The sequence below is a fragment of the Staphylococcus sp. HMSC06C11 genome (assembly GCF_001808345.1).
Taxonomy (GTDB): domain Bacteria; phylum Bacillota; class Bacilli; order Staphylococcales; family Staphylococcaceae; genus Staphylococcus; species Staphylococcus capitis.
In genome coordinates this window covers 1-24,864 of the sequence record NZ_KV793036.1, presented here as the reverse complement: position 1 = coordinate 24,864, position 24,864 = coordinate 1, and the positions used below count along the sequence as shown (strand labels likewise).

The window sequence follows — 24,864 nt, the reverse complement described above, 5'->3', positions numbered from 1 at the left end:
ATTTCTTCGCTTAGTATGTGTTCTTCATTTTCGAAAATTGCAAAAAGGGAAGGTTTCGTTTATAATTCATACCTGATAAGTAAGAATTTAAAAAACATAAATTAGAAAGTAGGTTACGTTCGTGAGACGTGTAGAGCGTTAATCGGACAAGATGGAATATGATAGCTTATGATTTAATTGGGCAGACACCACTGGTGTTATTGGAAAGTTTTAGTGATGAAAATGTAAAAATATATGCGAAACTAGAGCAATTCAACCCTGGAGGCAGTGTAAAGGATCGTCTAGGAAAATATTTAGTTGAAACGGCAATTGAGGATGGGCGTCTCAAAGAAGGTGGCACAATTGTTGAGGCGACAGCTGGAAACACTGGTATAGGACTTGCCATAGCTGCGAACCGTTTCAGAGTCAAATGCGTTATTTTTGCACCGGAGGGCTTTTCAGAGGAGAAGATCTCAATTATGAAAGCGTTAGGTGCAGATGTTAGGCGAACACCAAAAGTTGACGGTATGATCGGGGCGCAAGAAGAAGCGAAGTCTTATGCTAAAAAATACAATGCGTTGTATATGAATCAATTTGGTACTGAAGACAATCCTGGTGCATATACGAATACCTTAGCCAAACAGATCACTCATCAATTAGACCATATTGATTATTTCGTAGCAGGTGTAGGTTCAGGCGGTACATTTACTGGTGTTGCGAAACATATGACAACACTGGGAGTTAAGAATTATATAGTTGAGCCTCAAGGATCTATTTTGAATGGAGGCCCAATACACGCGCATGCGACAGAGGGCATAGGTTCTGAAAAGTGGCCTACATTCTTAGACAGAGATTTAGTGGATGGCATATTTACTATTTCAGATAAGGATGCCTTTAATAACGTCAAACTCATCGCTAATAAAGAGGGATTACTAGTAGGAAGTTCATCTGGTGCTGCATTGCAAGGTGCCTTAGAATTAAAAAAACACATTAAAAAAGGCGTAATCGTAACGATATTCCCTGATGGTAGTGACCGTTATATGTCGAAACAAATTTTCAATTATAAGGAGAGTAATGACAATGAATAAAAAAACGCAAATGATTCATGGTGGACATACAACTGACGATTATACTGGAGCAGTAACAACGCCAATTTATCAAACAAGTACGTATTTACAAGATGATATCGGTGATTTAAGACAAGGGTATGAATATTCACGTACAGCTAATCCAACACGTGCGTCACTAGAGAGTGTTATTGCGGATTTAGAACATGGTAAGCATGGGTTCGCGTTTGGTTCAGGCATGGCTGCGATTAGTGCAGTTATAATGTTGTTAGATAAAGGTGATCATTTAATTTTAAACTCTGATGTCTATGGAGGAACATATCGTGCATTAACTAAAGTATTTACACGATTTGGTGTAGAAGTTGATTTTGTAGATACAACGCACATTGAAAATGTTGAAAAATACATTAAGCCAGAAACTAAAATGTTATACATTGAAACACCATCAAATCCATTATTACGTGTAACTGATATAAAAGCATCAGCTGAAATTGCTAAAAAACACAATCTTATTTCAGTGGTTGATAATACATTTATGACACCTTATTATCAAAATCCTCTAGATTTCGGAATTGATATCGTTTTACACTCGGCAACTAAATATATTGGTGGACATAGTGATGTGGTCGCTGGTTTAGTAGCAACTGCTGATGATGAATTGGGTGAGCGTTTAGGTTTTATTTCTAATTCAACAGGTGGCGTTCTTGGACCTCAAGATAGTTATTTATTAGTAAGAGGTATTAAAACACTTGGTTTACGTATGGAACAAATCAATCGCAATGTTGAAGGTATTGTTAAAATGTTGCAAGACCACTCGTCAGTTCAACAAGTTTTCCATCCAAGTATAGAAGGTCATTTGAATCATGATATTCACCAATCTCAAGCAAGTGGACACACTGGTGTTATTGCATTTGAAGTGAAAGACACTGAAGCGGCTAAACAAGTGATTCATGCTACAAAATATTTCACTTTAGCTGAAAGTTTAGGTGCAGTTGAAAGTCTTATTTCAGTACCAGCATTAATGACACATGCTTCTATACCAGCGGATGTCCGCGCAAAAGAAGGTATTACTGATGGCTTAATTCGATTATCAATTGGTATTGAAGATACAGATGATCTTGTGAATGATTTAAGTCATGCATTAGACACATTAAATTAGTTAATCATTTAAAGAAACGGTAATGTTTATTTAGACGAATAAACATTACCGTTTTTTTTTAATTTTTATAAAACAATTTTTAGAGTGTGCAGTTGTAATTTTAATGCATTTTAGATTGAATGATTCCCATTGCATTTTTATCATCTAAAACGGATTGAGCATGATTCCAACTATCGTGTTCAATATCCAATAATGAACGTAAATATGCCCAAGTAACATACTGTACTAATGATACTCGCTCTGGATTTTCATCTGTGGTTTCTTTCACTTCATATCCAGCTATGCCGCCAAGAGAATGTTCGGCATCATATAATTTAAGCAATGATTTTTTACCGGGACTTAAATAGTAAGGTTCTTCCATCCATTCAGGCCCTAACTGTGTTAATGGAGAATCATCCTTATCCCCAGCAATTATAAGAGCAGGTTTGGACATGTGTTTAAATGTCGGATTAAGGAATGGGAAGTTATCTTTGGCGAATTGAGTTAATTTATCTCCACCTTCACCTGCAGTTGCTAACAGTACACCGCCTTTCACTCTTCAATCTAGGTAATCGGTATAAGAATTTGTTAATGGATCAAAGACTTGTAGACCAAGTAGATTGCCGGCAGTCTGACCTCCGAATGAATGACCCACTACTGCAATATTATCTTTATCAATTCGTTGATGTAATGTTGGAATTTCTTCAGTGACTTGATCTAAATGATCGATGATATTTTTCATATCTTGCACTCTATATCTCCAGAGTTCTGATTGTCTTTTATCATCTTTATCTAAATTTATCGTTCTTGAATCTAGAAAAGTTGGTTGAATAACTATGAAACCATGACTCGCGTAAAAATCAGCTAAGGGTCCATAGCCCTCCATAGATGAACCAAATCCATGTGCTAACAAAATAATAGGAAGTTGATGTCCTTCATTAGGGAAAGAGACCTTTAGCTGTAAATCTATTCCTCTATAGGAAGCGGGTACTACAATAGGCTTCATTGACAATATTGACGTTGAAGTTGGTATTTTAAATTCACTTAAACTCATAATCTCTTCCTTTCTTTATAGAAATGAGGTGCTTCTGAGTATATTAAAAAGCATAAGTATAATGAATTAATTTGCTTAAAATTCAAGATATTTAAGAGGACAAAAAGAATGCTCACCAACATCATAGGACGAAAAACGATATTAATTATTCAGAATATTTATTAGATTTAAAAAAATCAAAAAATACTATTGACGGTATTAAGACAATTCAATATAATTCAAATATTCAGATAAGTATAATCAGAGTTGATGAGGGTGAGTCGAATTGATTGAATTTCGTAATGTGAACAAAGTCTTTAAGAAAAAGAATAAGACTGTACATGCTTTGAAAAATATTTCATTTACGATAGATAAACACGATATATTTGGTGTCATTGGATATAGTGGTGCTGGTAAAAGTACACTAGTTCGACTAGTTAATCAACTGGAGAAAGTGACGGATGGCCAAGTTGTTGTAGATGGTCATGAAATTGATACTTATAAAGAAAAAGATTTAAGAAATGTTAAAAAAGATATCGGAATGATATTTCAACATTTCAATTTACTCAATTCTAAAACAGTTTATAAAAACGTGGCTATGCCCCTTATTTTGAGTAAAAAGAATAAAAATGAAATTAAAGAAAAGGTTAATGAAATGCTAGAGTTTGTTGGACTAGCTGATAAGAAGAATCAGTTTCCTGATGAATTATCAGGAGGACAAAAGCAACGTGTAGCAATCGCACGTGCTTTAGTAACAAATCCCAAAATTTTACTTTGTGACGAAGCTACAAGTGCTTTAGATCCTGCAACAACGAGCTCGATATTAAAGTTATTAAGCAATGTCAATCGGACATTTGGTGTAACGATTATGATGATTACCCATGAAATGAGTGTCATTCAAAAGATTTGTAATCGTGTTGCAGTGATGGAGAATGGTGAAGTTGTGGAGATGGGGACAGTAAAAGACGTTTTTAGTCATCCTCAAACAATAACAGCTAAAAACTTCGTATCAACAGTCATTAGTACTGAACCTTCGAAACGTTTGCGAGAATCGTTCAACCGAAGTAGAAAAGATGATTTCTCTGACTATAAATTATTCTTAGACGCGAAACAAATCCAGAGGCCATTATTAAATGAATTGATTTATCGTCATCAGCTAAATGTGAATGTACTTTTCTCATCTATGTCAGATATTCAAGATGAAACCGTTTGTTATATGTGGTTGAGATTTGAGCATGATTCGCAGTTTAAACGATTTAATCCAGAAACATATTTCACTGAACGGCATATTCAATTTGAGGAGGTGCAATAAATATGTTTGGTTCAAGTTTAGATGCATCCCAACTGTTTCAAGCATTATATGAAACATTGTATATGGTTACTGTAGCACTAGTAATTGGTGCGTTAATTGGTATACCTTTAGGGATTTTATTAGTAGTGACCCGTAAAAATGGTATTTGGCAAAACCTAGTGTTACATCAAATTTTAAATCCTATAATCAATATTTTAAGATCTATCCCTTTCATAATTTTACTTATAGCAATCGTGCCATTTACTAAATTGTTAGTAGGTACATCTATAGGGACGACGGCGGCTATTGTGCCTCTAACGGTTTATGTAGCGCCGTACATAGCGCGTTTAGTAGAAAACTCTTTACTGGAAGTAGATGACGGTATTATTGAAGCAGCTAAAGCGATGGGGGCATCACCTCTTCAAATTATACGCTACTTTTTGTTACCTGAAGCATTAGGTTCACTGATTTTAGCTATAACTACAGCAATTATAGGTCTTATTGGTAGTACGGCTATGGCAGGTGCTGTAGGTGGCGGCGGTATAGGTGATCTTGCATTAGTATACGGTTATCAACGTTTCGATACTATGGTAATCATTATTACTGTCATTGTGTTAATTATTATCGTACAAGTTATTCAGTCATTAGGTAACTTTATTTCAAGGGTTATTCGTAGAAATTAAGTACTTAATTATATATTGAAAATTACAATTGTTAGGGGGCATTTTCTAGATGAAGAAAATTCTTGGTTTATTAATAGCGGCAGTTATTGTGTTAGCTGCTTGTGGAGGCAATAATGACAAAAAAGTAACTATTGGTGTAGCTTCTAATGATACAAAAGCTTGGGAGAAAGTAAAAGAATTAGCTAAAAAAGATGATATAGATTTAGAAATTAAACACTTTTCAGATTACAACGTACCTAATAAAGCTTTGAGTGACGGTGATATTGATATGAATGCTTTTCAACACTTTGCATTTTTAGATCAATATAAAAAAGCGCATAAAGATGCTAAAATTCAAGCGCTAAGTACAACTGTTCTTGCGCCACTGGGTATTTATTCTGATAAAATTAAAAATATTAAAGATGTTAAAAAGGGCGCTCAAGTAGCCATTCCTAACGATGTATCTAATCAAGCACGTGCGCTTAAATTATTAGAGTCTGCTGGATTAATTAAATTGAAAAAGAATTTCGGTTTAAATGGAACTACTAAAGATATTGAAAGCAATCCCAAAGATCTCAAAATCAAAGCTGTAGATGCACAACAAACAGCACGTGCATTATCAGATGTAGACATTTCAGTTATTAATAATGGTGTAGCAACTAAAGCAGGTAAAGATGCTAAGAAGGACCCAATTTATTTAGAAAAAGTAAGTTCAGACGCTGTGAAACCATACATTAATGTTATAGCAGTAAATTCTAAAGATATGGATAATAAAACATACAAGAAAATTGTAGAATTATATCATTCTAAAGAAGCCCAAAAAGCGCTTAAAGAAGACACTAAAGATGGTGAAAAAGCAGTAGATTTATCTAAAAAAGAAATCAAAGAAATTGAAGATGACTTAGTTAAAAAATAATTAACAAATTTATATTTAAGACGTAATACTCATTTCAATACTGCCGACAAAATATCATTTTGACGGCAGTATTTTCTTGCTTTAGGCATTATGAAAGTTATGTAAATATCTTTGTTTTTATTGAATGTTCTACTTAATTCGTTTATCTTTTGATATTACTTTTTAAATAGAATGAAAATTGTATTCAGTTGTGAGGGTAATACTGTGTAGTTGTCATTAGTGAATTCGTAATAAAATTGTCATTGTAATTTATGATAAATTGTATTAGTTTAGATAGGCAAAATGATATTTGTCTGGAGTGCTATTTTTTAAATGAAATAATATTTTGTAATCATAATGTCATCTAAAACACACATCCTATACATAATTAAAGAGTATAATGTGCTTGTATTAAAAAATTCGGGGATAAAAAAAGACAAGTAGAGGAGGATTTCAAGTGCAAAAAAAATATATTACTGCCCTTATCGGAACAACAGCAATTAGTGCTTTAGCAACTACGCAAGCACATGCAGCAACGACACATACAGTAAAAAGTGGAGAATCAGTTTGGTCAATTTCTCATAAATACGGTATTTCAATTGCTAAATTAAAATCACTTAATGGCCTAACTTCAAACTTAATTTTCCCTAATCAAGTACTTAAAGTATCAGGATCATCATCTAGCGCGTCAAAATCTAAGACATCATCTAATAGTGGTTCAGTGTACACTGTAAAAGCGGGAGACTCATTATCATCTATTGCAGCTAAATACGGAACTACTTATAAAAATATTATGAAGTTAAATGGTTTAAATAACTTCTTAATTGTACCTGGTCAGAAGTTAAAGGTTTCTGGATCAGTATCAACGTCTAAATCTACAAGTGGCTCTAAAAAAGCGACTTCAAGTAGCTCAGGTCGTACATCTACGTACACTGTTCAATATGGTGACTCTTTATCATTAATTGCAAGTAAGTACGGTACTTCATATCAAAAAATCATGCAATTAAATGGACTTTCTAATTTCTTTATCTACCCAGGTCAAAAATTAAAAGTGCCAGGTGGAGGTAGTGGAGGTTCAAGTAGTTCATCTACTAGTAAATCAACTTCAAGTGGTGGCTATTATACGCCAGTTTTCTACCACCAAAACTTATATACATGGGGTCAATGTACTTGGCACGTGTTTAACCGTCGTTCTGAAATCGGAAAAGGTATCAGCACATATTGGTGGAATGCAAATAATTGGGACAACGCAGCAGCTGCAGATGGTTATACTATTGATTATAATCCGACAGTAGGTTCAATTGCTCAAACTGACGCTGGTTACTACGGTCATGTAGCCTTTGTTGAACGCGTGAATAGTGATGGTGGTATTTTAGTCTCTGAAATGAACTGGAGTGCAGCACCAGGTTACATGACTTATAGAACTATCCCTTCATATCAAGTTAGAAATTATAAATTTATTCACTAAGTGATATATCATTTAAACAATAAATTAAGCTGACGAGGTCACTCATCCTCGTCAGCTTTACTGTGTTTAAATGTTTAAATTGAGATTTCTTAGTAAGTGATGATAATTCTTTACTGCTGCAGAATATGTTAATTTCTCTTGATTTCTTACATTTCTTAATGGATGTTCCACAATGTCTATCATTCGATGAGCTAATTGCTCGATGTGGTTTTCCTCTATTAAATAACCATTTTCTCCATGATTGATAATTTCGTTAGGTCCATATCGAACGTCATATGATAGAACAGGGCAACCCATTTCAATGCTCTCCATAATAGTCAATCCAAAACCTTCATACTTACTTGTTAATATAGAAGCTTTCGATTTTTCAAATTCTACTAAAGGCTTTTTTGTATATTTTGAAATTTTAACCATATCTTCAAGATGGTACTCAGCAATCAAGCTTCTCATCATAGGTAATTGATTATCTTCATCCCTACCAAATAAATGTAATTTTGTTTGATGACCACTTTTAACAAACTTATCATAAGCTTTAATTAAATGATCCATTTGTTTTTCACTACTAAATCTACCGATATAAATGAAACGATCTTCTTGTATAACTTCATTTTCACCTTTTCTATGATTGAGTTCTATAAAATGAGGTATGAGTTCAAAGCGTTCATTTTCAATAGGATACATCTCTTGAATATCTTGCATTTGTTGGTGCGTAAGTACTATATATTTATCCACGTTATTGCTATGTTCTAAAGCATATTTATAAGATTTTTTAGTTTTACCCTCTTTTAAATGCGAACTATGAAAGACTAAGATATTTTTAGTTTGATGCGTTTGTTTAATTAATGGTGCATCTAAAAATCTTGCATCACTAAACACCACATCGTTGTCTTTAAAACGCGATTGAAAGTAATACTGCGCAAGTACTTTATCATTTTTAAAAGTTTTAATAACTTTGCCATTTTCGTATAACTCGACGCAGATAATTTTATTTTTCTCATTATTATTAAAATATCTTTTACAATACATGGTACCTTCAGCATCTATTAATTCATCACTGTGTCTTATTGATGAGTTATTTACATAGAAAATTTTTCTGTGAAGTAAGCCATATAAATTATATTCATGTCGCTCATACTTTAAACCAGTTGAAGGCGAGATATAGTCTTCATATTGAAGAACATTAGATTGGCCATAATATTTGCGAAAACGGACATATGACTTCTTATTATAGTAATGAACCTCGCTTTGGTCTTTGCCTAATTCATATTTTAGACCTTTAATTTTACGTTTAGTTTTAACGTATTTAGGATTTTTAGTAATAAAAGTTTTGGGAACCTTATAAAGTTTGAAATTAGACAACCATTCATACATATTTTCAAACTCTATATTTTTAGTAATTTTATTTTCTTTTAAAAAACGTTTGTAGACACTTGGGTAGTTGCCATAATAGTTTGTGGTAAGAATTTTAGTAGGTAAGTTAAATTCTTCATCTATAAGTTTGATACGTCTTAAAAGAGCTTGGGTTCTTCCACCGTGAGAAATAGGAAGTGTTGTTGTGACAGTGTAAAGCATGTAAATGTCTCCTTTAGTAGTTACCTTCATACTGTTGCATTAGAATACTATCAAAAATTAATTATCACACATGTTAAAGATTTTTATGAAAATTACAAGAAAATCGAATATAAAAAGACGAAACAATTAGTACATTCTTTAAGAATGTACTAATTGTTTCGTCTTCCTTTCTCAATCATAATCTTTAATATTCATTTTTAACTTTACGGAAACTAGTAAATAAGCGTAAACCGTTTATCGCGAATGAAGTAAGCGCACCTAATTTACGTAATTTTGATGGTGACTTAATAGATACATAAAAATCGATGATTGTACCGATAGCACTTAGACCCAATGATAAATATACCATTTGTTTATTTTTAGCATCGTGACGTATTCCATTATAACCGTCGACGATGAAACCTGCCATGTTAAATAAGTTAGATAAACGTACAGCGCCAGTTTGTTTTGCCATAAAAAATTCCCTCCGAATGATATCTTTGCATGAAAAGCATACGCTCATAAATGATTGATATATTGTTATACTCAAAATTATCCATTTTGAACTCAATCACTTCATCATTTAATTTATGATAACATAATACTAAATATAAAAAGCTTTTTGAAGTAATAAAGAATAGGGTAGGGTGTTTATTCGAATGATTAAATGTGTTTGTTTAGTTGAAGAGAAAGAAAATCAAATTTTACTCGTTCAAGTTCGTAATAGAGACAAATATTATTTCCCGGGTGGTAAAATCGATGAAGGTGAAAGCTATGTTGAGGCGTTACAACGAGAACTTAAAGAAGAGTTACGCCTCGATTTGGCTGAAACTGATTTAGAATTTATAGGCACCGTTGTTGGAAAGGCATATCCTCAACCAGATACGCTTACTGAATTAAACGGATTTAAAACGACAAATGCTATTGATTGGTCCAGTATAACTGCTGACAATGAAATTACTGATATTAGATGGTTTAATATCAATGATTCAGAGAACATAGCACCTGCCGTATTGACTTGGATAGACCAATTTTCTAAAAAAGCTAAAGGCTAGGTGAAAAATGTGTATTTAAAAGCATATGAACCGGAATTATTTGAGCAAGTCGAAAACTTAGAAATTCTAGAAAGTGACTATAAATTTACGAAATCACCAGTTGAAAACATCAAATCGGCTAATCAAGATAGTGATAGACATCCTACGTTAGTTATGAATAATGAGTCGTGTATCGCGTTTTTCACTTTACACGAAGGAAATGGGCCTAAACCATTCACTGATAATCCAAAGGCCATTTTCTTTAGATCATTTAGTGTTGATCAACGTTATAGAGGACAAGGCATAGGTAAGAGGACCCTTGAAATATTGCCTGCATATATTAAACAACATTATCCATGCATTAATGAAATTACATTAGCAGTAAATACAGATAATGAGAAAGCAATCAATTTATATGAGCAAGCTGGTTATCGCCACACACATGATAGTGAATTAATAGGGCGACCTGTTTACGTGATGTCGCTAAAAATTTAATCATAATAATAAGACCCCAATGCTAAGAGAATAAGGCACTGGGGTCTTTAAATATATTAATCATTCTTAAGATGTTGTGATTGAGTAGAATTTTTACGTTTTTTATTTTTAATCATCAAAGCAGTTACCCATGCAGTTATTGGAATACTGAGTGCAACTGCAATGCCTCCTAGTAATATCGACACAAATTCTTGAGCGAAAATTTTAGAATTAATAATATGTCCAAAAGAATAATGTAATTTAAAGAACCAGAAAAATAAAGTTAATTGACCCCCAAAATATGCTAAATAAATAGTATTGGCAGAAGTAGCTAAAATTTCTCTACCTACTCGCATGCCAGAAGTGAATAGTTGTCTTTGATTTAGTTCCGGATTGGTCTCGCTTAATTCATACATTGGTGAGCTAATTGTAATGGCTAAATCGATTACAGCGGCTATAACAGCCAAAACGATTGTAAAAACCATAAACTCTATCATATCAATACCAATATTCATTGAATACACATATGTTTCATCTTGTTGTTCTGTCGCAAACCCTTGAAGATGACCTACCTTAACCGATAGGAAAATAACTAGTATCAATATGAGTGTCGTAATTATTGTACCGATAAATGCTGCTTGTGTTTTAACGTTATAACTATTTAACACGAATAAGTTCACAGCAGCAATAACTATGCAGAAGATAAAAGTTACTAAGTAAATCGGTACACCAAAAATTATTAAAATGATACTAATAATAAGTATGATGAAGTTTAAAAATAGTGTGAAGAAAGAAATGAGACCTTTTTTTCCTCCGAAAATTATCATTAGCACCAAGAGTAATAAGCCTAAAATTGTTATCGCACTCATTGTTTAGCACCTCTCAATTTTAGCAATACTTCCATTAATGCAATGGTAATAGGAATTGTTAACACAATGCCTATGCCACCTGTCATGGCTCTAGCAACTTCTAATGACCAATTCATTGAAATGGTGTAAGTGATTGTATTAGCATTTTTCAAATAAATTAGAAACATTGGTAAACTTCCAGACAGATAAGAAAAAAGTAAGATGTTGGTCATTGTACCCATAATATCTTGGCCAATGTGACGTCCCGCAAGCGCCCAACGACCCATTGTTATATTTGGAGTACGTTGAAGAATTTCATACATTCCACTTGAAATCGTAATGGCTACGTCCATAATAGCTCCGAGCGTTCCAATTAAGACGGAAGCGAGAAAGACGTCTTTAGGAGGTAGTGTAAGGAAGGTCATTGTTTCATACTTAATCCCGTTACCACCTGTCATTTTAATCACTAATTCTGTAATTCCAACGCAAAGAAATGTACCAATGAGTGTACTTACTATTGTGACGAGTGTACGCATGTGCCACCCAGTTACAAGTAATAGGGTTAACGTTGTCGAGACAATAATCGCGATCGTCATTAATAGGAATAAGTTGATTTGCCCATTTTGATTGTGTATATAGATTGCCCCTATGACGGCAATTGTATTGATGATTAGTGATAATATTGATTGTAAGCCAACTTTTTTACCAACGATGAGTACTGTGAGTAGGAAGATTCCTGTTATTGCCACAACCAAACCATCACGTTTTTTCTCTATAATATTGGCATCACTAGGTTTCTTAGAAATATGTAATAACACTTTGTCATTTTTGGAAAATGACTCCGAGTCCGCTTGAGATTTTACATATTGGTGGTCAATCGTTGCTGTTTGACCTTTAAATTTACCATTCAAAATTTCTAAAGTGAGTTTTTCTTTATATTTAATATCTTTATTGTGTTGTTCATCCGTAATTTTTTCAGTGTGAATAGGATGTACATTTGTAATTTTTCCTATCGGCATATTGTAAAATTTATCGTTAAAAAACGTAAATATAAATAAGCCAAGAAAGATGCAACAAAAAATTATAATCATCCAACTGAAAGGCTGTTTAAAAAAAGATTTGAACTGCATATTTGAACCTCAATTCTCAATTTAGTGTATTAAATTGACATAGTGATTATACGCCCATTAATCAATGATTACAAAAATTTATAAAATGAGTTAATTGAATGATTCGTCGGATTTTATAAATAAAGCGAGTGTGATTAACGATGTGTTCAACTAAAATTGAGCCGTTTGATTAATCATAGTATGAATATAATGCCATACTAAATCTATATCTTTTTTCTTATTATCATATTTAGTGATGGCGCATATTGTTCTTTTTAATTCAGTATGTGAAAGAGGGATTTGGACCCAATCTTCGCTTTCGTTAAGATGAATATTTTCATTGCTAATAATAAATCCTTTATTTTGACGCACGAGATACTGAGCAAGTTGTTTATTCGATAATGTATACACATTTGCTTTAATTAATTGTTCGAGTTTCTTTTTTATTGAGTTGGCGAAAGGCATGAGACAATATAATGATTCATTTTCAAGTTGAGTTAAAAGGGGTTGAGTTGTCAAAGTAATGGGATGGTCTTTAGGCGCATACATATGATATTTCTCTTCGAATAAAGGTGTGACATGAAGTTCTGTCTGTGTTGTTATATCCTTAGTCATTTCAATAAGCCCTATATCGAGTTGGCCCGAATTTACTCGATCTACAATGTGATTATGTTTCAAGAGTTGCGGCGTTATAATACTCTCACTTTGTTGCTCAAAGGATTGTAATAGTGGCAACATCATTTGTGAAATGTCGCCTTCTTCGTAACCAATATAAATCGTCCGTTGATCTGTAGAAGCTTGCTGTTTGAATAATTGAATCGTGTGGTCCATTTGTTTGAGAATTTGAGTAGCTTGAGACATGAGTTTCTTTCCCTCGGAGGTGAGGATGATATTCCTACCACTTCTTTTAAAAAGGGTTACGTTCAACTCTTTCTCAAGTTGTGTGATTTGACGACTTACCGCTGACTGCGCAATGTTTAATTCTAAAGCGGCATCTGATATATGTTCACGACGTGCCACTTCTACAAAGTATTTAAGTTGTTTAATCTCCACAATAGCCACTCCTTATTAATTGACGAAAAATTCTAAAATTTAAAATGGTATAAGTGTATTATAGCAGTAATTTGAGTAATTGTTCTATTTTTTAGATGAGTTATATCTAATTTATATATTGAACAGATAAATATATTACATTATAGTAATTATTATCAAACTAAAATTGTCAGAAAATTCTAATAAGAGGAGTGTGCATCATGTACAATGAGAAATTAAAAAAAGGTTTATATGATTATCGTGAAGAGCATGATGCGTGTGGTATTGGATTTTATGCCAATATGGATAATAAAAGGTCTCATGATATTATTGAAAAATCTTTAGAAATGTTACGTCGGTTAGACCATCGAGGTGGCGTTGGTGCTGACGGTATCACTGGTGATGGTGCGGGCATAATGACTGAAATTCCATTTAAGTTTTTTGATCAATTAGATGAAATTAATATTCCCGGCGAAGGTAACTATGCTGTGGGATTATTTTTTTCTAAAGAAAAAGTTAAAGATTCGATTCATGAACCCATTTTTAACTCATATTTCGAAAATGAAGGTTTCAAAGTTATTGGTTATCGAGATGTCCCTGTAAATACTAATGCGATAGCTAAACATGTTGCTGATACAATGCCTTACATTCAACAAATCTTTGTAGATATTAGAGGCGTTGAACATGTTGAAAAACAATTATTTTTAGCGAGAAAACAGATTGAGAGATATGGAGAAGAGCAATCACTGGAGTTATATTTCACAAGTTTATCCAAGAGGACAATTGTTTATAAAGGTTGGTTACGCTCTGATCAAATCAAAGAATTATATTTAGATCTTCAGAATGAAACGTTTCAATCTAAATTAGGATTAGTGCATTCAAGATTTAGCACAAATACTTTTCCCAGCTGGAAACGTGCACATCCTAACCGAATGCTCATGCATAATGGTGAGATTAATACAATTAAAGGTAATGTGAATTGGATGAGAGCACGCCAAAATAAATTGGTTGAGACGTTATTTGGAGATGAAAAAGATAAAGTTCATTTCATAGTAGATGAAGATGGAAGTGATTCAGCTATTGTGGATAATGCGCTTGAGTTTCTTTCATTGGCTATGGAACCTGAAAAAGCAGCAATGTTATTGATTCCAGAACCTTGGTTATATAACAAAGCTAATGACAAAAATGTGCGTGCTTTTTATGAATATTATAGCTATTTAATGGAACCATGGGACGGTCCAACGATGATTTCATTTTGTAACGGCGATAAAATTGGTGCGCTTACAGATAGAAATGGTTTACGTCCAGGCCGCTATACGATTACTAAAGATAACTTTATTGTATTTTCTTCTGAAGTTGGTGTAGTTGATGTGCCGGAAGAGAATGTCGCTTTTAAAGGACAACTTAATCCAGGCAAATTGTTACTCGTCGACTTTTTACAAAATAAAGTAGTCGAAAACAATGACTTAAAGGCAGATATAGCTAGCGAATTACCTTATCAACAATGGTTAGAAACATTTAAAATTGATGATCGCTTTGATCGAATAGATTATGAGCCGTCTGATTGGGATGAACATACGTTATTTCGTCTGCAAAAGCAATTTGCCTATACTAAAGAAGATATAAATAAATACATGGTTGATTTAGTTAGTAGCAAAAAGGATCCTATTGGAGCGATGGGGTATGACGCACCAATTGCTGTTCTTAATGATAAGCCAGAATCATTATTTAATTATTTTAAACAATTATTTGCGCAAGTCACTAACCCTCCTATCGACGCTTATCGAGAGAAGATTGTAACGAGTGAAATGTCATATTTAGGTGGAGAAGGTAATTTACTTCATCCTGATGAGACAGCGCTACAACGTATTCAATTGAAGAAACCTGTTATTACTGAGGCACAACTTGCTTCCATAGACTCAAGTTGCTTCAATGTAACCCATCTATCAACGGTGTATACAGGGGAGCTTGAAAGTGCATTAAACTCACTTGGAGAACAAGCAATTGAAGCAGTAAAATCCGGTGCTAAGATTATTGTGCTAGATGATCAAACACTTGTCTCACAGGAAGGTTATGCGATGCCAATGTTACTTGCTCTTAGTCATGTTCATCAGTTACTGATACGTGAAGGATTGCGAATGGATACAAGTCTTGTAACTCTAACAGGTGAAACTAGAGAGGTACATCATGTGGCATGTCTACTTGGATATGGTGCTAATGCAATCGTACCTTATCTTGCGCAACGTACGATTGAACAATTGACACTTAAAGGACAGTTATCTGGTTCAGTAATTGAGAACGTAGAAACGTATACACGCGTATTATCAGAAGGTGTCATAAAAGTTATGGCGAAAATGGGAATTTCAACTGTGCAAAGTTATCAAGGGGCGCAGATTTTTGAAGCAGTTGGATTATCTCAAGATGTTATAGATCGTTATTTTACTGGAACACAGTCAAAAATATCTGGAATAAGTATTGAACAAATCGACAATGAGAATAAAGCGCGACAAAGTAATGCAACAGATTACTTAGAATCAGGTAGTACATTTCAATGGAGACAACAAGGTCAACATCATGCATTTAACCCTCGTACAATCTTTTTACTACAACATGCTTGTAGAGAAAATGATTATGAACTGTTTAAAGAATTTTCAGAGGCAGTCAATGATAAACGTACAGATCACATACGTCATCTGTTAGAGTTTAAAAAACAAAAAGCCATTGATATTAGTCGTGTGGAGCCGGCAAGTGAAATTGTGAAAAGGTTTAATACTGGTGCTATGAGTTATGGTTCAATTTCAGCTGAAGCGCATGAAACTTTGGCACAGGCGATGAATCAAATTGGTGGTAAAAGCAATAGTGGTGAAGGCGGAGAAGATCCGTCTCGATATGAATTGCAAAAGGATGGAAGTAATAAGACGAGCGCAATTAAACAAGTTGCGTCCGGACGATTTGGTGTAACGAGTGATTATCTCCAACATGCAAGAGAGATTCAAATCAAAGTAGCACAAGGCGCTAAACCAGGGGAAGGTGGACAATTACCAGGGTCAAAGGTCTATCCGTGGATAGCTGAAACAAGAGGTTCAACGCCGGGTATAGGATTGATTTCTCCTCCACCACATCACGATATTTATTCTATAGAAGATTTAGCTCAACTTATTCATGATTTAAAAAATGCGAATAAAGAAGCGGATATTGCAGTTAAATTAGTTTCTAAAACAGGTGTAGGAACCATCGCTTCAGGGGTAGCTAAAGCATTCGCCGATAAGATAGTCATTAGTGGTTATGACGGAGGTACTGGGGCTTCACCAAAGACCAGTATTCAACATGCTGGAGTTCCTTGGGAAATAGGATTAGCGGAAACACATCAAACATTGAAATTAAATCATTTACGTAGTCGAGTGAAGTTAGAAACAGATGGTAAGTTACTCACTGGAGTAGATGTAGCGTACGCTTGTGCGCTTGGAGCGGAAGAGTTTGGATTTGCGACAGCCCCACTTGTTGTATTGGGATGTATCATGATGCGTGTATGTCACAACGATACATGTCCAGTAGGAGTTGCTACGCAAAACAAAGATTTACGTGCGCTATTTACAGGTAAGGCGCAACATGTAGTCAACTTTATGTATTTCATTGCTGAAGAACTACGAGAAATTTTAGCTTCTCTAGGTCTAGCGACAGTAGAGGAGTTAGTAGGTAGAACAGATTTACTACAGCGTTCTTCTAAGTTAACTTCTGGAAGCAAAGCTGCAGCAATTCAAATAGAGAATCTTATCGAACAGTCTGAAGGACCTAATACGAAACAAATAATGCAAGATCATCACTTAGATATCGGCTTTGATTTGAATTATCTATATCCAGATGCTAAGCACAGTATTCAAAATGGACATTCATTCACAGGAAGTTATGTGGTCAACAATGAACAAAGAGATGTAGGCGTTATCACAGGTAGTGCCATTGCACGTCAATACGGAGAAGAAGGCCTTCCTGAGGATACAATATTCGCTTATACAGAAGGGCATGCCGGCCAAAGTCTTGCTGCTTATGCGCCACACGGTTTGACGATTCATCATACTGGTGATGCGAATGACTATGTAGGTAAAGGTTTATCAGGTGGAACAGTTATTGTTAATGCGCCAAATGAAGAGCGAGAACAAGAAATTATCGCAGGTAATGTAAGTTTTTATGGAGCATCAAGAGGAAAAGCTTATATAAATGGTAAGGCGGGAGAACGTTTTTGTATTAGAAATAGTGGCGCTGATGTTGTGGTAGAAGGTATTGGAGACCACGGACTAGAGTACATGACTGGTGGACATGTCATTATTTTAGGAGATGTTGGTAAAAACTTTGGCCAAGGTATGAGTGGCGGCGTAAGTTATATCTTCCCATCAAGTATTGAAGAATTTAAAAAGGTCAATGCACTAGAAACTCTTGAATTTAGTGAGGTTCGCTATGATGAGGAAAAAGCATTAATTAAAGAGATGCTTGAAGCGCATTATAAACATACACGTAGTACGAAAGCACGACAAATTTTGAATCAATTTGAAAATGTAAGCCAATATGTAGTGAAAGTCATACCGAAAGATTACAAATTGATGATGCAAAAAATTGATTTACAAAAACGACGAATAGAACAAGTAGATGAAGCGACACTCGCAGCATTTTATGATGATAGGAAAAGTATTGAAGAAGAATTACAACCAGCAGTAGTTTATTAAAAAAGTGGGGGATAATCATGGGCGAATTTAAAGGATTTATGAAATATAATAAACAGTCTTTATCAGAATTGTCTTTGGTAGATCGTCTTTCTGGTCATGATGCGTTTCAACAACGCTTTACTAAGGAAGATGCCTCCGTTCAAGGTGCACGCTGTATGGATTGTGGCACACCATTTTGCCAAACAGGACAGTTATATGGAAGAGAAACTATCGGCTGTCCTATTGGAAATTATATACCAGAGTGGAACGATTTAGTATATCATCAAGACTTTAAAACGGCTTATGAAAGATTGAGTGAGACAAATAATTTTCCGGAATTTACTGGACGTGTATGCCCCGCGCCATGTGAGAATTCTTGTGTCATGAAAATCAATAGAGAATCCGTTGCAATTAAAGGTATTGAGCGTACTATTATAGATGAAGCTTATGATAATGGTTGGGTTAAACCAAAGTATCCTGAAGAACGTAAAGAGCAAAAAGTTGCAATAGTAGGAAGTGGACCTGCAGGACTTACAGCTGCTGAAGAACTCAACATTAAAGGGTACCAAGTGACCGTGTTTGAAAAAGCACATGAACCAGGTGGCTTATTAATGTACGGTATCCCAAATATGAAATTAGATAAAGATGTAGTACGTCGTCGTATAGCGTTAATGAAAGAGGCAGGTATAGAGTTTAAAACAAGTGTTGAGATTGGCGTTGATATTAGTAAAGAAGAGCTTGAAGATGCATTTGATGCAATTGTTTTATGTACGGGTTCGCAGAATGCGAGAGATTTACCTTTAGAAGGACGTATGGGCTTTGGTATTCATTTTGCAATGGATTACCTAACTGAACAAACACAATATCTCAATGGAGAAATTGATGAAGTTTCTATTACTGCTAAAGATAAAAACGTTATTATCATAGGTGCAGGTGATACAGGCGCCGACTGTGTAGCGACTGCATTGCGTGAAAACTGTAAATCAATCGTACAATTTAACAAGTATACTAAGCAGCCTGAAGAAATTACCTTTGAAAGTAATACATCTTGGCCTTTAGCCATGCCTGTATTTAAAATGGATTATGCGCATAAAGAATATGAAGCAAAATTTGGTAAAGAACCAAGAGCTTATGGGGTACAAACAATGCGCTATGATGTAGATGGTCTTGGTCGTGTGAGAGGATTGTACACTCAAGTGCTGCAAGAGACATCTGAAGGCATGGTAATGTCAGATGGTCCAGAACGTTTTTGGCCAGCTGATTTAGTCTTATTATCAATTGGTTTTATAGGAACAGAAACAACTATTCCTCATGCGTTTGGTATTAAAACTGAACGTAATAAAATAGTTGCTAATGACATTGACTTCCGAACTAATCATCCTAAATTTTTTGCAGCTGGAGATGCTCGTAGAGGTCAAAGTTTAGTCGTATGGGCAATCAAAGAAGGTCGCGCTGTAGCACGATCTGTTGACCAATATTTAAATAAAAAAATTCTGGTGTAGACACAAAATAATTATATTGACTTTTAATGAACGCTATTATATGATTGTTATTGTGTTCATTGGAGGAATACCCAAGTCCGGCTGAAGGGATCGGTCTTGAAAACCGACAGGGCCTTAACGGGCCGCGGGGGTTCGAATCCCTCTTCCTCCGCCATTAGAATTAAAATCCAAGACTAATAGATATAAAAGGCAAGTACTTATTTTAATGAGTATTTGCCTTTTTTATTTTGCTTTTACCCTCCTCTAACTGAATTGCTCATACATACAAATAGAATTTTTTTAAATTTATCGATTTTTATATATTAGCAATGTGCCTATCATTTCGAAATTTTGAGTTCATTAAAAGAGTAATCTAAACTCATATATAAGTTGTTGATGAAATTTTTACGCTTGCAAAGGGATATGAAATTATAGTATTATAAATCTTACCGTGCTAGGTGGGGAGGTAGCGGTTCCCTGTACTCGAAATCCGCTTTATGCGAGACTTAATTCCTTTGTTGAGGGCGCATTTTTGTGAAGTCTGCCCGAAGCACGTAGTGTTTGAAGATTTCGGTCCTATGCAATATGAACCCATGAACCATGTCAGGTCCTGACGGAAGCAGCATTAAGTGGATCCTCATATGTGCCGTAGGGTAGCCGAGATTTAGCTGTCGACTTCGGTAACGTTTATGATATGCGTTCGATACAAAGGTGCACGGTATTATTATGAGATTTAAGCAAATATCACATAGATAAAAGGCTGGGACATATCAGATTGTCGTAGCCTTTTTTATTTTGGCAGTAGTTAACTGATCTGGAAATATGTTTGAACCGAGCTTCTCATACTTCTAAACAACTTTGTCAGCTAGCCTCTACTAGAGATGAATTATAAAAAATTTTATATACAAACCAAGTTGGAGTGGGATAGTGAAATTAATTTTTTACAAATTTAAATTTCTATCCCACTCTTCTTTCATTAAATAGATTAATTTTCAATAATTTGTTAAGGTTATAACGAACTAAGCAAATAATATATAACGTGTATTGATATATCATTAAAAAGTTGATAGAAAAATTGGAGGATACATGCAAATATTTTTAAGTACTTTAACTGAAGTTGATTATGAACGATCACTTGATAGCATTGAACAAAATTATGATCAAGACCCAGAGATGAGTTGGAAAGAACGTGCCAGAGTTAAGAATCTCAGAAAATCCGAGAATTATAATTCTGAATTAGAAGTTATTGCTAAAAATGATACGAACGATGTCATTGGCCATGTCTTATTAGGAGAAATTTTATTAGTTTCTAATAATCATCAAACTACTGCACTAGCAGTTGGAGCTTTATCAGTACAACCAGATGTGCGTGAACAAGGACTAGGAAAAGCTTTAATGCAAGCAGTAGAAGAGCGTGCCAAAGCTGAAGGGTATCCAGCAATTTTTGTTCATTGCTATACTGAATTTTTCAATCACATAGGATACGTTGATGCGAAACAATACGATATTGTTATGGAAGAATTAGGTAACGATGATACCTTAAGTGTGAAATTTTTAACTTCAGACATAGCATCACTTCATGGTATGACTGTTATGTTACCTGAAGTATTTGATTAATTTTTTCATTGAAAAGAATTGTTACGAACATGATATAATGATGAGTAATTGTTAATGGAGGTGTTACAGTGGATTACCAAGCTTTGTATCGAATGTATAGACCGCAAAGTTTCGATGATGTTGTTGGACAAACACACGTCACGAAAACGTTACGTAATGCCATCTCTAAAGGTAAACAATCACATGCTTACATTTTCAGTGGACCCAGAGGAACTGGGAAGACAAGTATCGCAAAAGTGTTTGCCAAGGCGATTAATTGCCTTAATAGCGATGATGGAGAACCTTGTAATGAGTGTGCGATTTGTAAAGGTATTACTCAAGGTACAAATTCTGATGTGATTGAAATTGACGCGGCGAGTAATAACGGTGTGGATGAGATTAGAAATATAAGAGATAAGGTGAAATACGCACCAAGTGAATCCAAATATAAAGTATATATTATAGATGAGGTACATATGTTAACGACGGGGGCGTTCAACGCCTTACTTAAAACTTTGGAAGAGCCTCCTAGTCACGCGATATTTATTCTAGCGACTACAGAACCACATAAAATTCCTCCTACTATTATCTCTCGAGCACAACGTTTTGATTTTAAAGCGATTAGTATGGATCAAATTGTAGACCGCCTAAAGTTCGTAGCTGAATCACAGTCACTAGAGTATGACAATGCAGCATTAGAATTTATTGCTAAAACTTCAGAAGGTGGTATGCGTGATGCTTTAAGTATCATGGATCAAGCGATTGCTTTTGGGGACGAGCGTTTGACACTACAAGATGCGTTAAACGTGACTGGTAGCGTTGATGAAGCGGCATTAAATGATTTGTTCAAAGATGTTGTTGAGGGGAATGTCAAAGAAGCTTTTGGTAGATATCATCACTTTATTTCAGAAGGAAAAGAAGTGAATCGACTTATTAACGACATGATTTACTTCGTTAGAGATACGATAATGATAAAAACATCAAATGAATCAATTGAATATGATGCTTTAGTTAGTTTTGAATTAGACACACTATATCGTATGATTGATATCATTAATGATACACTTGTTTCAATTCGTTTTAGCGTTAACCAAAACGTTCATTTTGAAGTGTTACTAGTTAAACTTGCGGAAATGATTAAAGCGCAACCACAGACTGTTCAGAATATGGCTACAACAGCTGTAGCTACTGAACCTGATAATGATGTACTGCTTCAACGTATGGAGCAACTTGAAAATGAATTAAAAACACTGAAAGCGCAAGGTGCTTCGAATAGTGGTCAAACACAACAACCGAAGAAACCTACACGTACAGTTCAACGCTCTAAAAATGCATTTTCAATGCAACAAATAGCTAAAGTATTAGATAAAGCTAATAAAGAAGACATAAAATTATTAAAAGACCACTGGCAAGAAGTGATTGATCATGCTAAAAGTAATGACAAAAAATCATTAGTAAGTTTACTCCAAAACTCAGAACCAGTGGCAGCGAGTGAAGATCATGTGTTAGTTAAGTTTGAGGAAGAGATTCATTGCGAAATTGTAAATAAAGATGATGAAAAGCGTAACAATATAGAGAGTGTAGTTTGTAATATAGTAAATAAAACGGTAAAAGTCGTTGGTGTACCTTCGGATCAATGGTTAAGAGTTAGATCTGAATATATTCAAAATCGTAACGCTAATGGTGAAAATAACAGCGAGTCAGGAGAGGCACAACAGCCAGCACAAGTTGATGTGGCCCAAAAGGCTAAAGATTTATTTGGTGAAGAAACAGTACATATGATAGACGAAGACTGATACATGACAAGCAATATATTCGTATGTATAATATAATAAAAGCTAATTTTTAATAGAGACTGTTTAATTTCAAGGAGGAAATGATATTATGCGCGGTGGCGGAAATATGCAACAAATGATGAAACAAATGCAAAAAATGCAAAAGAAAATGGCTCAAGAACAAGAAAAATTAAAAGAAGAACGCGTTGCTGGAACAGCTGGCGGCGGTATGGTTACTGTAACAGTTACTGGCCATAAAGAAGTTGTAGATGTAGAAATTAAAGAAGAAGCTGTAGATCCAGATGACGTTGAAATGCTTCAAGATTTAGTATTAGCTGCTACTAATGAAGCGATGAATAAAGCTGACGAGTTAACTCAAGAACGTTTAGGTAAACATACTCAAGGCTTAAACATCCCTGGAATGTGATAACACATGCAATATCCAGAACCAATTTCTAAACTTATAGACAGTTTTATGAAACTGCCAGGCATTGGACCTAAGACGGCTCAACGTCTGGCTTTTCATACTTTAGATATGAAGGAAGACGATGTTGTTCAATTTGCTAAAGCATTGGTAGATGTTAAAAGAGAACTTACTTATTGTAGTGTTTGTGGTCATATCACTGAAAATGACCCTTGCTACATTTGCCAAGATAAGCAACGTGATCGTTCGGTCATTTGTGTTGTTGAAGATGATAAAGACGTTATAGCGATGGAGAAAATGCGCGAGTATAAAGGTTTATATCATGTTCTACATGGTTCGATATCACCAATGGATGGTATAGGGCCAGAAGATATTAACATCCCAGCATTAGTTGAGCGACTAAAAAGTGATGAAGTTAAAGAACTTATTTTAGCAATGAATCCCAACTTAGAGGGAGAATCTACAGCAATGTATATTTCGAGATTAGTGAAGCCAATTGGTATTAAAGTAACACGTTTAGCACAAGGACTATCGGTTGGTGGAGATTTAGAATACGCAGATGAAGTTACGTTATCTAAAGCGATTGCTGGTAGAACCGAAATGTAGATTTAAAATTAATAAGAACGGGCTATAAATACCCAAAGGAGTAATAGCGCAAAGATGTTGTGAATTAGAAATCATCTTTGTGCTTTTTATTTTAATAATAGGGATTCTATAGATTCATGTTTTTGGTGTAAATTCTCAGCTAAGTTTTCCAAGAGTTGCTTATATGTGATTTTTAAATAGCATACGTAATTGGTTAGTAATTAAGGGGGTGAAAATTTTAGATATATTATAAGTTTAAATTTTATGTCCTTGAGTTTTTCCTAAATAAGAGGAAATAATTCATTAAACGTAGCGTAGAGAGGATAATGCATTTATGTTTTATAACTAAAACGGCTGACATTATTAAAGTAGTTGAGACTATGAAACAATAATGAAGTAACTAACTTCAAAAAAAATAAAATTTCTTTAAAGTTTGTGAAATGGCTATAGTAAGATTGTATAATTTATCGCAAAGTTCATTTTTGTCTCTAAAAACGATAGTTATTTCGATATAAAATCATAAAGTTCGGTTATTGGAGGTATAGTGTAGTGATTTTGTTAAGCTAGTGTAAATTTTACTGTTGTTAAAACTCTCTAAAGCCTGTATAGTATTTATTTGTTGAACGAAACAAATCAACTTAATTCTAAAAAAAGACAATAAAATTAATTATAAAAAGTTATTGACTTCATTATCAATAAAGCGTATAATTAATTCTTGTCGGTAA

At 34.3% G+C, this 24,864-nt stretch carries 19 protein-coding genes, 1 tRNA gene, 1 other RNA gene and 1 pseudogene; 16 read left to right on the top strand and 6 right to left on the bottom strand.

Features of this window, described 5'->3' with window-relative positions; all coding sequences use genetic code 11:
- The first annotated feature begins 158 nt into the window (after positions 1 to 158).
- Together HMPREF3154_RS02780 and HMPREF3154_RS02775 are read left to right on the top strand one after the other, a co-directional pair.
- A complete protein-coding gene (locus HMPREF3154_RS02780; RefSeq protein ID WP_023349885.1) occupies positions 159 to 1,067 on the top strand; it encodes a PLP-dependent cysteine synthase family protein in 909 nt (302 codons plus the stop codon).
- Positions 1,060 to 2,205: a bifunctional cystathionine gamma-lyase/homocysteine desulfhydrase gene (locus HMPREF3154_RS02775; RefSeq protein ID WP_002434084.1), complete on the top strand. Its 1,146-nt coding sequence runs from the start codon at positions 1,060 to 1,062 to the stop codon at positions 2,203 to 2,205. Before HMPREF3154_RS02780 ends, HMPREF3154_RS02775 begins: the two co-directional genes overlap by 8 nt.
- A gap of 100 nt (positions 2,206 to 2,305) precedes the next feature.
- Here HMPREF3154_RS02775 and HMPREF3154_RS02770 read toward each other — a convergent pair.
- Positions 2,306 to 3,238 (bottom strand): annotated as a pseudogene (locus HMPREF3154_RS02770) (alpha/beta hydrolase family protein).
- A 265-nt stretch (positions 3,239 to 3,503) separates the two neighbouring features.
- Between HMPREF3154_RS02770 and HMPREF3154_RS02765 the strand changes: the two are divergent.
- The 4 genes from HMPREF3154_RS02765 to HMPREF3154_RS02750 all read left to right on the top strand — a co-directional run bounded on the left by HMPREF3154_RS02765 (position 3,504) and on the right by HMPREF3154_RS02750 (position 7,533).
- Positions 3,504 to 4,529, top strand: coding sequence for a methionine ABC transporter ATP-binding protein (locus HMPREF3154_RS02765; protein ID WP_030061249.1), 1,026 nt, complete (start codon positions 3,504 to 3,506; stop codon positions 4,527 to 4,529).
- A 2-nt stretch (positions 4,530 to 4,531) separates the two neighbouring features.
- Positions 4,532 to 5,191 carry a methionine ABC transporter permease gene (locus tag HMPREF3154_RS02760; protein WP_002434501.1) on the top strand — a complete coding sequence of 220 codons (660 nt, stop codon included), beginning with the start codon at positions 4,532 to 4,534 and terminating at the stop codon, positions 5,189 to 5,191.
- A gap of 49 nt (positions 5,192 to 5,240) precedes the next feature.
- Positions 5,241 to 6,086, top strand: coding sequence for a dipeptide ABC transporter glycylmethionine-binding lipoprotein (gmpC, locus tag HMPREF3154_RS02755; RefSeq protein ID WP_030061247.1), 846 nt, complete (start codon positions 5,241 to 5,243; stop codon positions 6,084 to 6,086).
- Positions 6,087 to 6,522: 436 nt separating this feature from the next.
- Positions 6,523 to 7,533, top strand: coding sequence for a LysM peptidoglycan-binding domain-containing protein (locus HMPREF3154_RS02750; RefSeq protein WP_070474327.1), 1,011 nt, complete (start codon positions 6,523 to 6,525; stop codon positions 7,531 to 7,533).
- 66 nt (positions 7,534 to 7,599) lie between these two features.
- On the opposite strand, the gene HMPREF3154_RS02745 is transcribed toward HMPREF3154_RS02750, so the two are convergent.
- Both HMPREF3154_RS02745 and HMPREF3154_RS02740 read right to left on the bottom strand, forming a co-directional pair.
- Positions 7,600 to 9,105: a glycosyltransferase gene (locus HMPREF3154_RS02745; protein ID WP_030061243.1), complete on the bottom strand. Its 1,506-nt coding sequence runs from the start codon at positions 9,103 to 9,105 to the stop codon at positions 7,600 to 7,602.
- A 184-nt stretch (positions 9,106 to 9,289) separates the two neighbouring features.
- Positions 9,290 to 9,559, bottom strand: coding sequence for a hypothetical protein (locus HMPREF3154_RS02740; protein WP_002434052.1), 270 nt, complete (start codon positions 9,557 to 9,559; stop codon positions 9,290 to 9,292).
- Between the two features lie 184 nt (positions 9,560 to 9,743).
- Here HMPREF3154_RS02740 and HMPREF3154_RS02735 point away from each other — a divergent pair, with 184 nt between their 5' ends.
- On the top strand, positions 9,744 to 10,139 hold the full coding sequence (locus tag HMPREF3154_RS02735) for an NUDIX hydrolase (RefSeq protein ID WP_030061240.1): 396 nt from the start codon (positions 9,744 to 9,746) through the stop codon (positions 10,137 to 10,139).
- Positions 10,140 to 10,148: 9 nt separating this feature from the next.
- Positions 10,149 to 10,613, top strand: a complete 465-nt coding sequence (locus HMPREF3154_RS02730; protein ID WP_037582502.1) for a GNAT family N-acetyltransferase — start codon at positions 10,149 to 10,151, stop codon at positions 10,611 to 10,613.
- Between the two features lie 56 nt (positions 10,614 to 10,669).
- On the opposite strand, the gene HMPREF3154_RS02725 is transcribed toward HMPREF3154_RS02730, so the two are convergent.
- From HMPREF3154_RS02725 to gltC, 3 genes are all read right to left on the bottom strand, one after another.
- A complete protein-coding gene (locus tag HMPREF3154_RS02725) occupies positions 10,670 to 11,461 on the bottom strand; it encodes a YibE/F family protein (protein ID WP_030061236.1) in 792 nt (263 codons plus the stop codon).
- Entirely contained in the window at positions 11,458 to 12,570 is a 1,113-nt protein-coding gene (locus tag HMPREF3154_RS02720) for a YibE/F family protein (RefSeq protein WP_030061234.1), read from the bottom strand. The genes HMPREF3154_RS02725 and HMPREF3154_RS02720 overlap by 4 nt, the downstream gene beginning before the upstream one ends.
- A gap of 150 nt (positions 12,571 to 12,720) precedes the next feature.
- Positions 12,721 to 13,602, bottom strand: coding sequence for a glutamate biosynthesis transcriptional regulator GltC (gene gltC, locus HMPREF3154_RS02715; RefSeq protein ID WP_070474324.1), 882 nt, complete (start codon positions 13,600 to 13,602; stop codon positions 12,721 to 12,723).
- A gap of 200 nt (positions 13,603 to 13,802) precedes the next feature.
- Here gltC and gltB point away from each other — a divergent pair, with 200 nt between their 5' ends.
- The 8 genes from gltB (at position 13,803) to recR (ending at position 24,160) form a co-directional block, all read left to right on the top strand.
- A complete protein-coding gene (gltB, locus tag HMPREF3154_RS02710; protein WP_070474320.1) occupies positions 13,803 to 18,299 on the top strand; it encodes a glutamate synthase large subunit in 4,497 nt (1,498 codons plus the stop codon).
- 17 nt (positions 18,300 to 18,316) lie between these two features.
- Positions 18,317 to 19,780, top strand: a complete 1,464-nt coding sequence (locus HMPREF3154_RS02705; protein WP_023349874.1) for a glutamate synthase subunit beta — start codon at positions 18,317 to 18,319, stop codon at positions 19,778 to 19,780.
- A 61-nt stretch (positions 19,781 to 19,841) separates the two neighbouring features.
- Positions 19,842 to 19,934: transfer RNA gene (locus HMPREF3154_RS02700), tRNA-Ser, on the top strand.
- Between the two features lie 274 nt (positions 19,935 to 20,208).
- An RNA gene (ffs, locus tag HMPREF3154_RS02695) (signal recognition particle sRNA large type) lies at positions 20,209 to 20,478 on the top strand.
- Positions 20,479 to 20,845: 367 nt separating this feature from the next.
- The gene (locus tag HMPREF3154_RS02690) at positions 20,846 to 21,376 is read left to right on the top strand and encodes a GNAT family N-acetyltransferase (RefSeq protein ID WP_030065378.1); all 531 of its coding nucleotides are present in this window, start codon (positions 20,846 to 20,848) and stop codon (positions 21,374 to 21,376) included.
- Positions 21,377 to 21,444: 68 nt separating this feature from the next.
- Positions 21,445 to 23,151, top strand: coding sequence for a DNA polymerase III subunit gamma/tau (gene dnaX, locus HMPREF3154_RS02685; RefSeq protein WP_030065376.1), 1,707 nt, complete (start codon positions 21,445 to 21,447; stop codon positions 23,149 to 23,151).
- Between the two features lie 88 nt (positions 23,152 to 23,239).
- Positions 23,240 to 23,557, top strand: a complete 318-nt coding sequence (locus HMPREF3154_RS02680; RefSeq protein WP_002434018.1) for a YbaB/EbfC family nucleoid-associated protein — start codon at positions 23,240 to 23,242, stop codon at positions 23,555 to 23,557.
- Between the two features lie 6 nt (positions 23,558 to 23,563).
- A complete protein-coding gene (recR, locus tag HMPREF3154_RS02675) occupies positions 23,564 to 24,160 on the top strand; it encodes a recombination mediator RecR (protein ID WP_002434514.1) in 597 nt (198 codons plus the stop codon).
- Positions 24,161 to 24,864 lie beyond the last annotated feature (704 nt).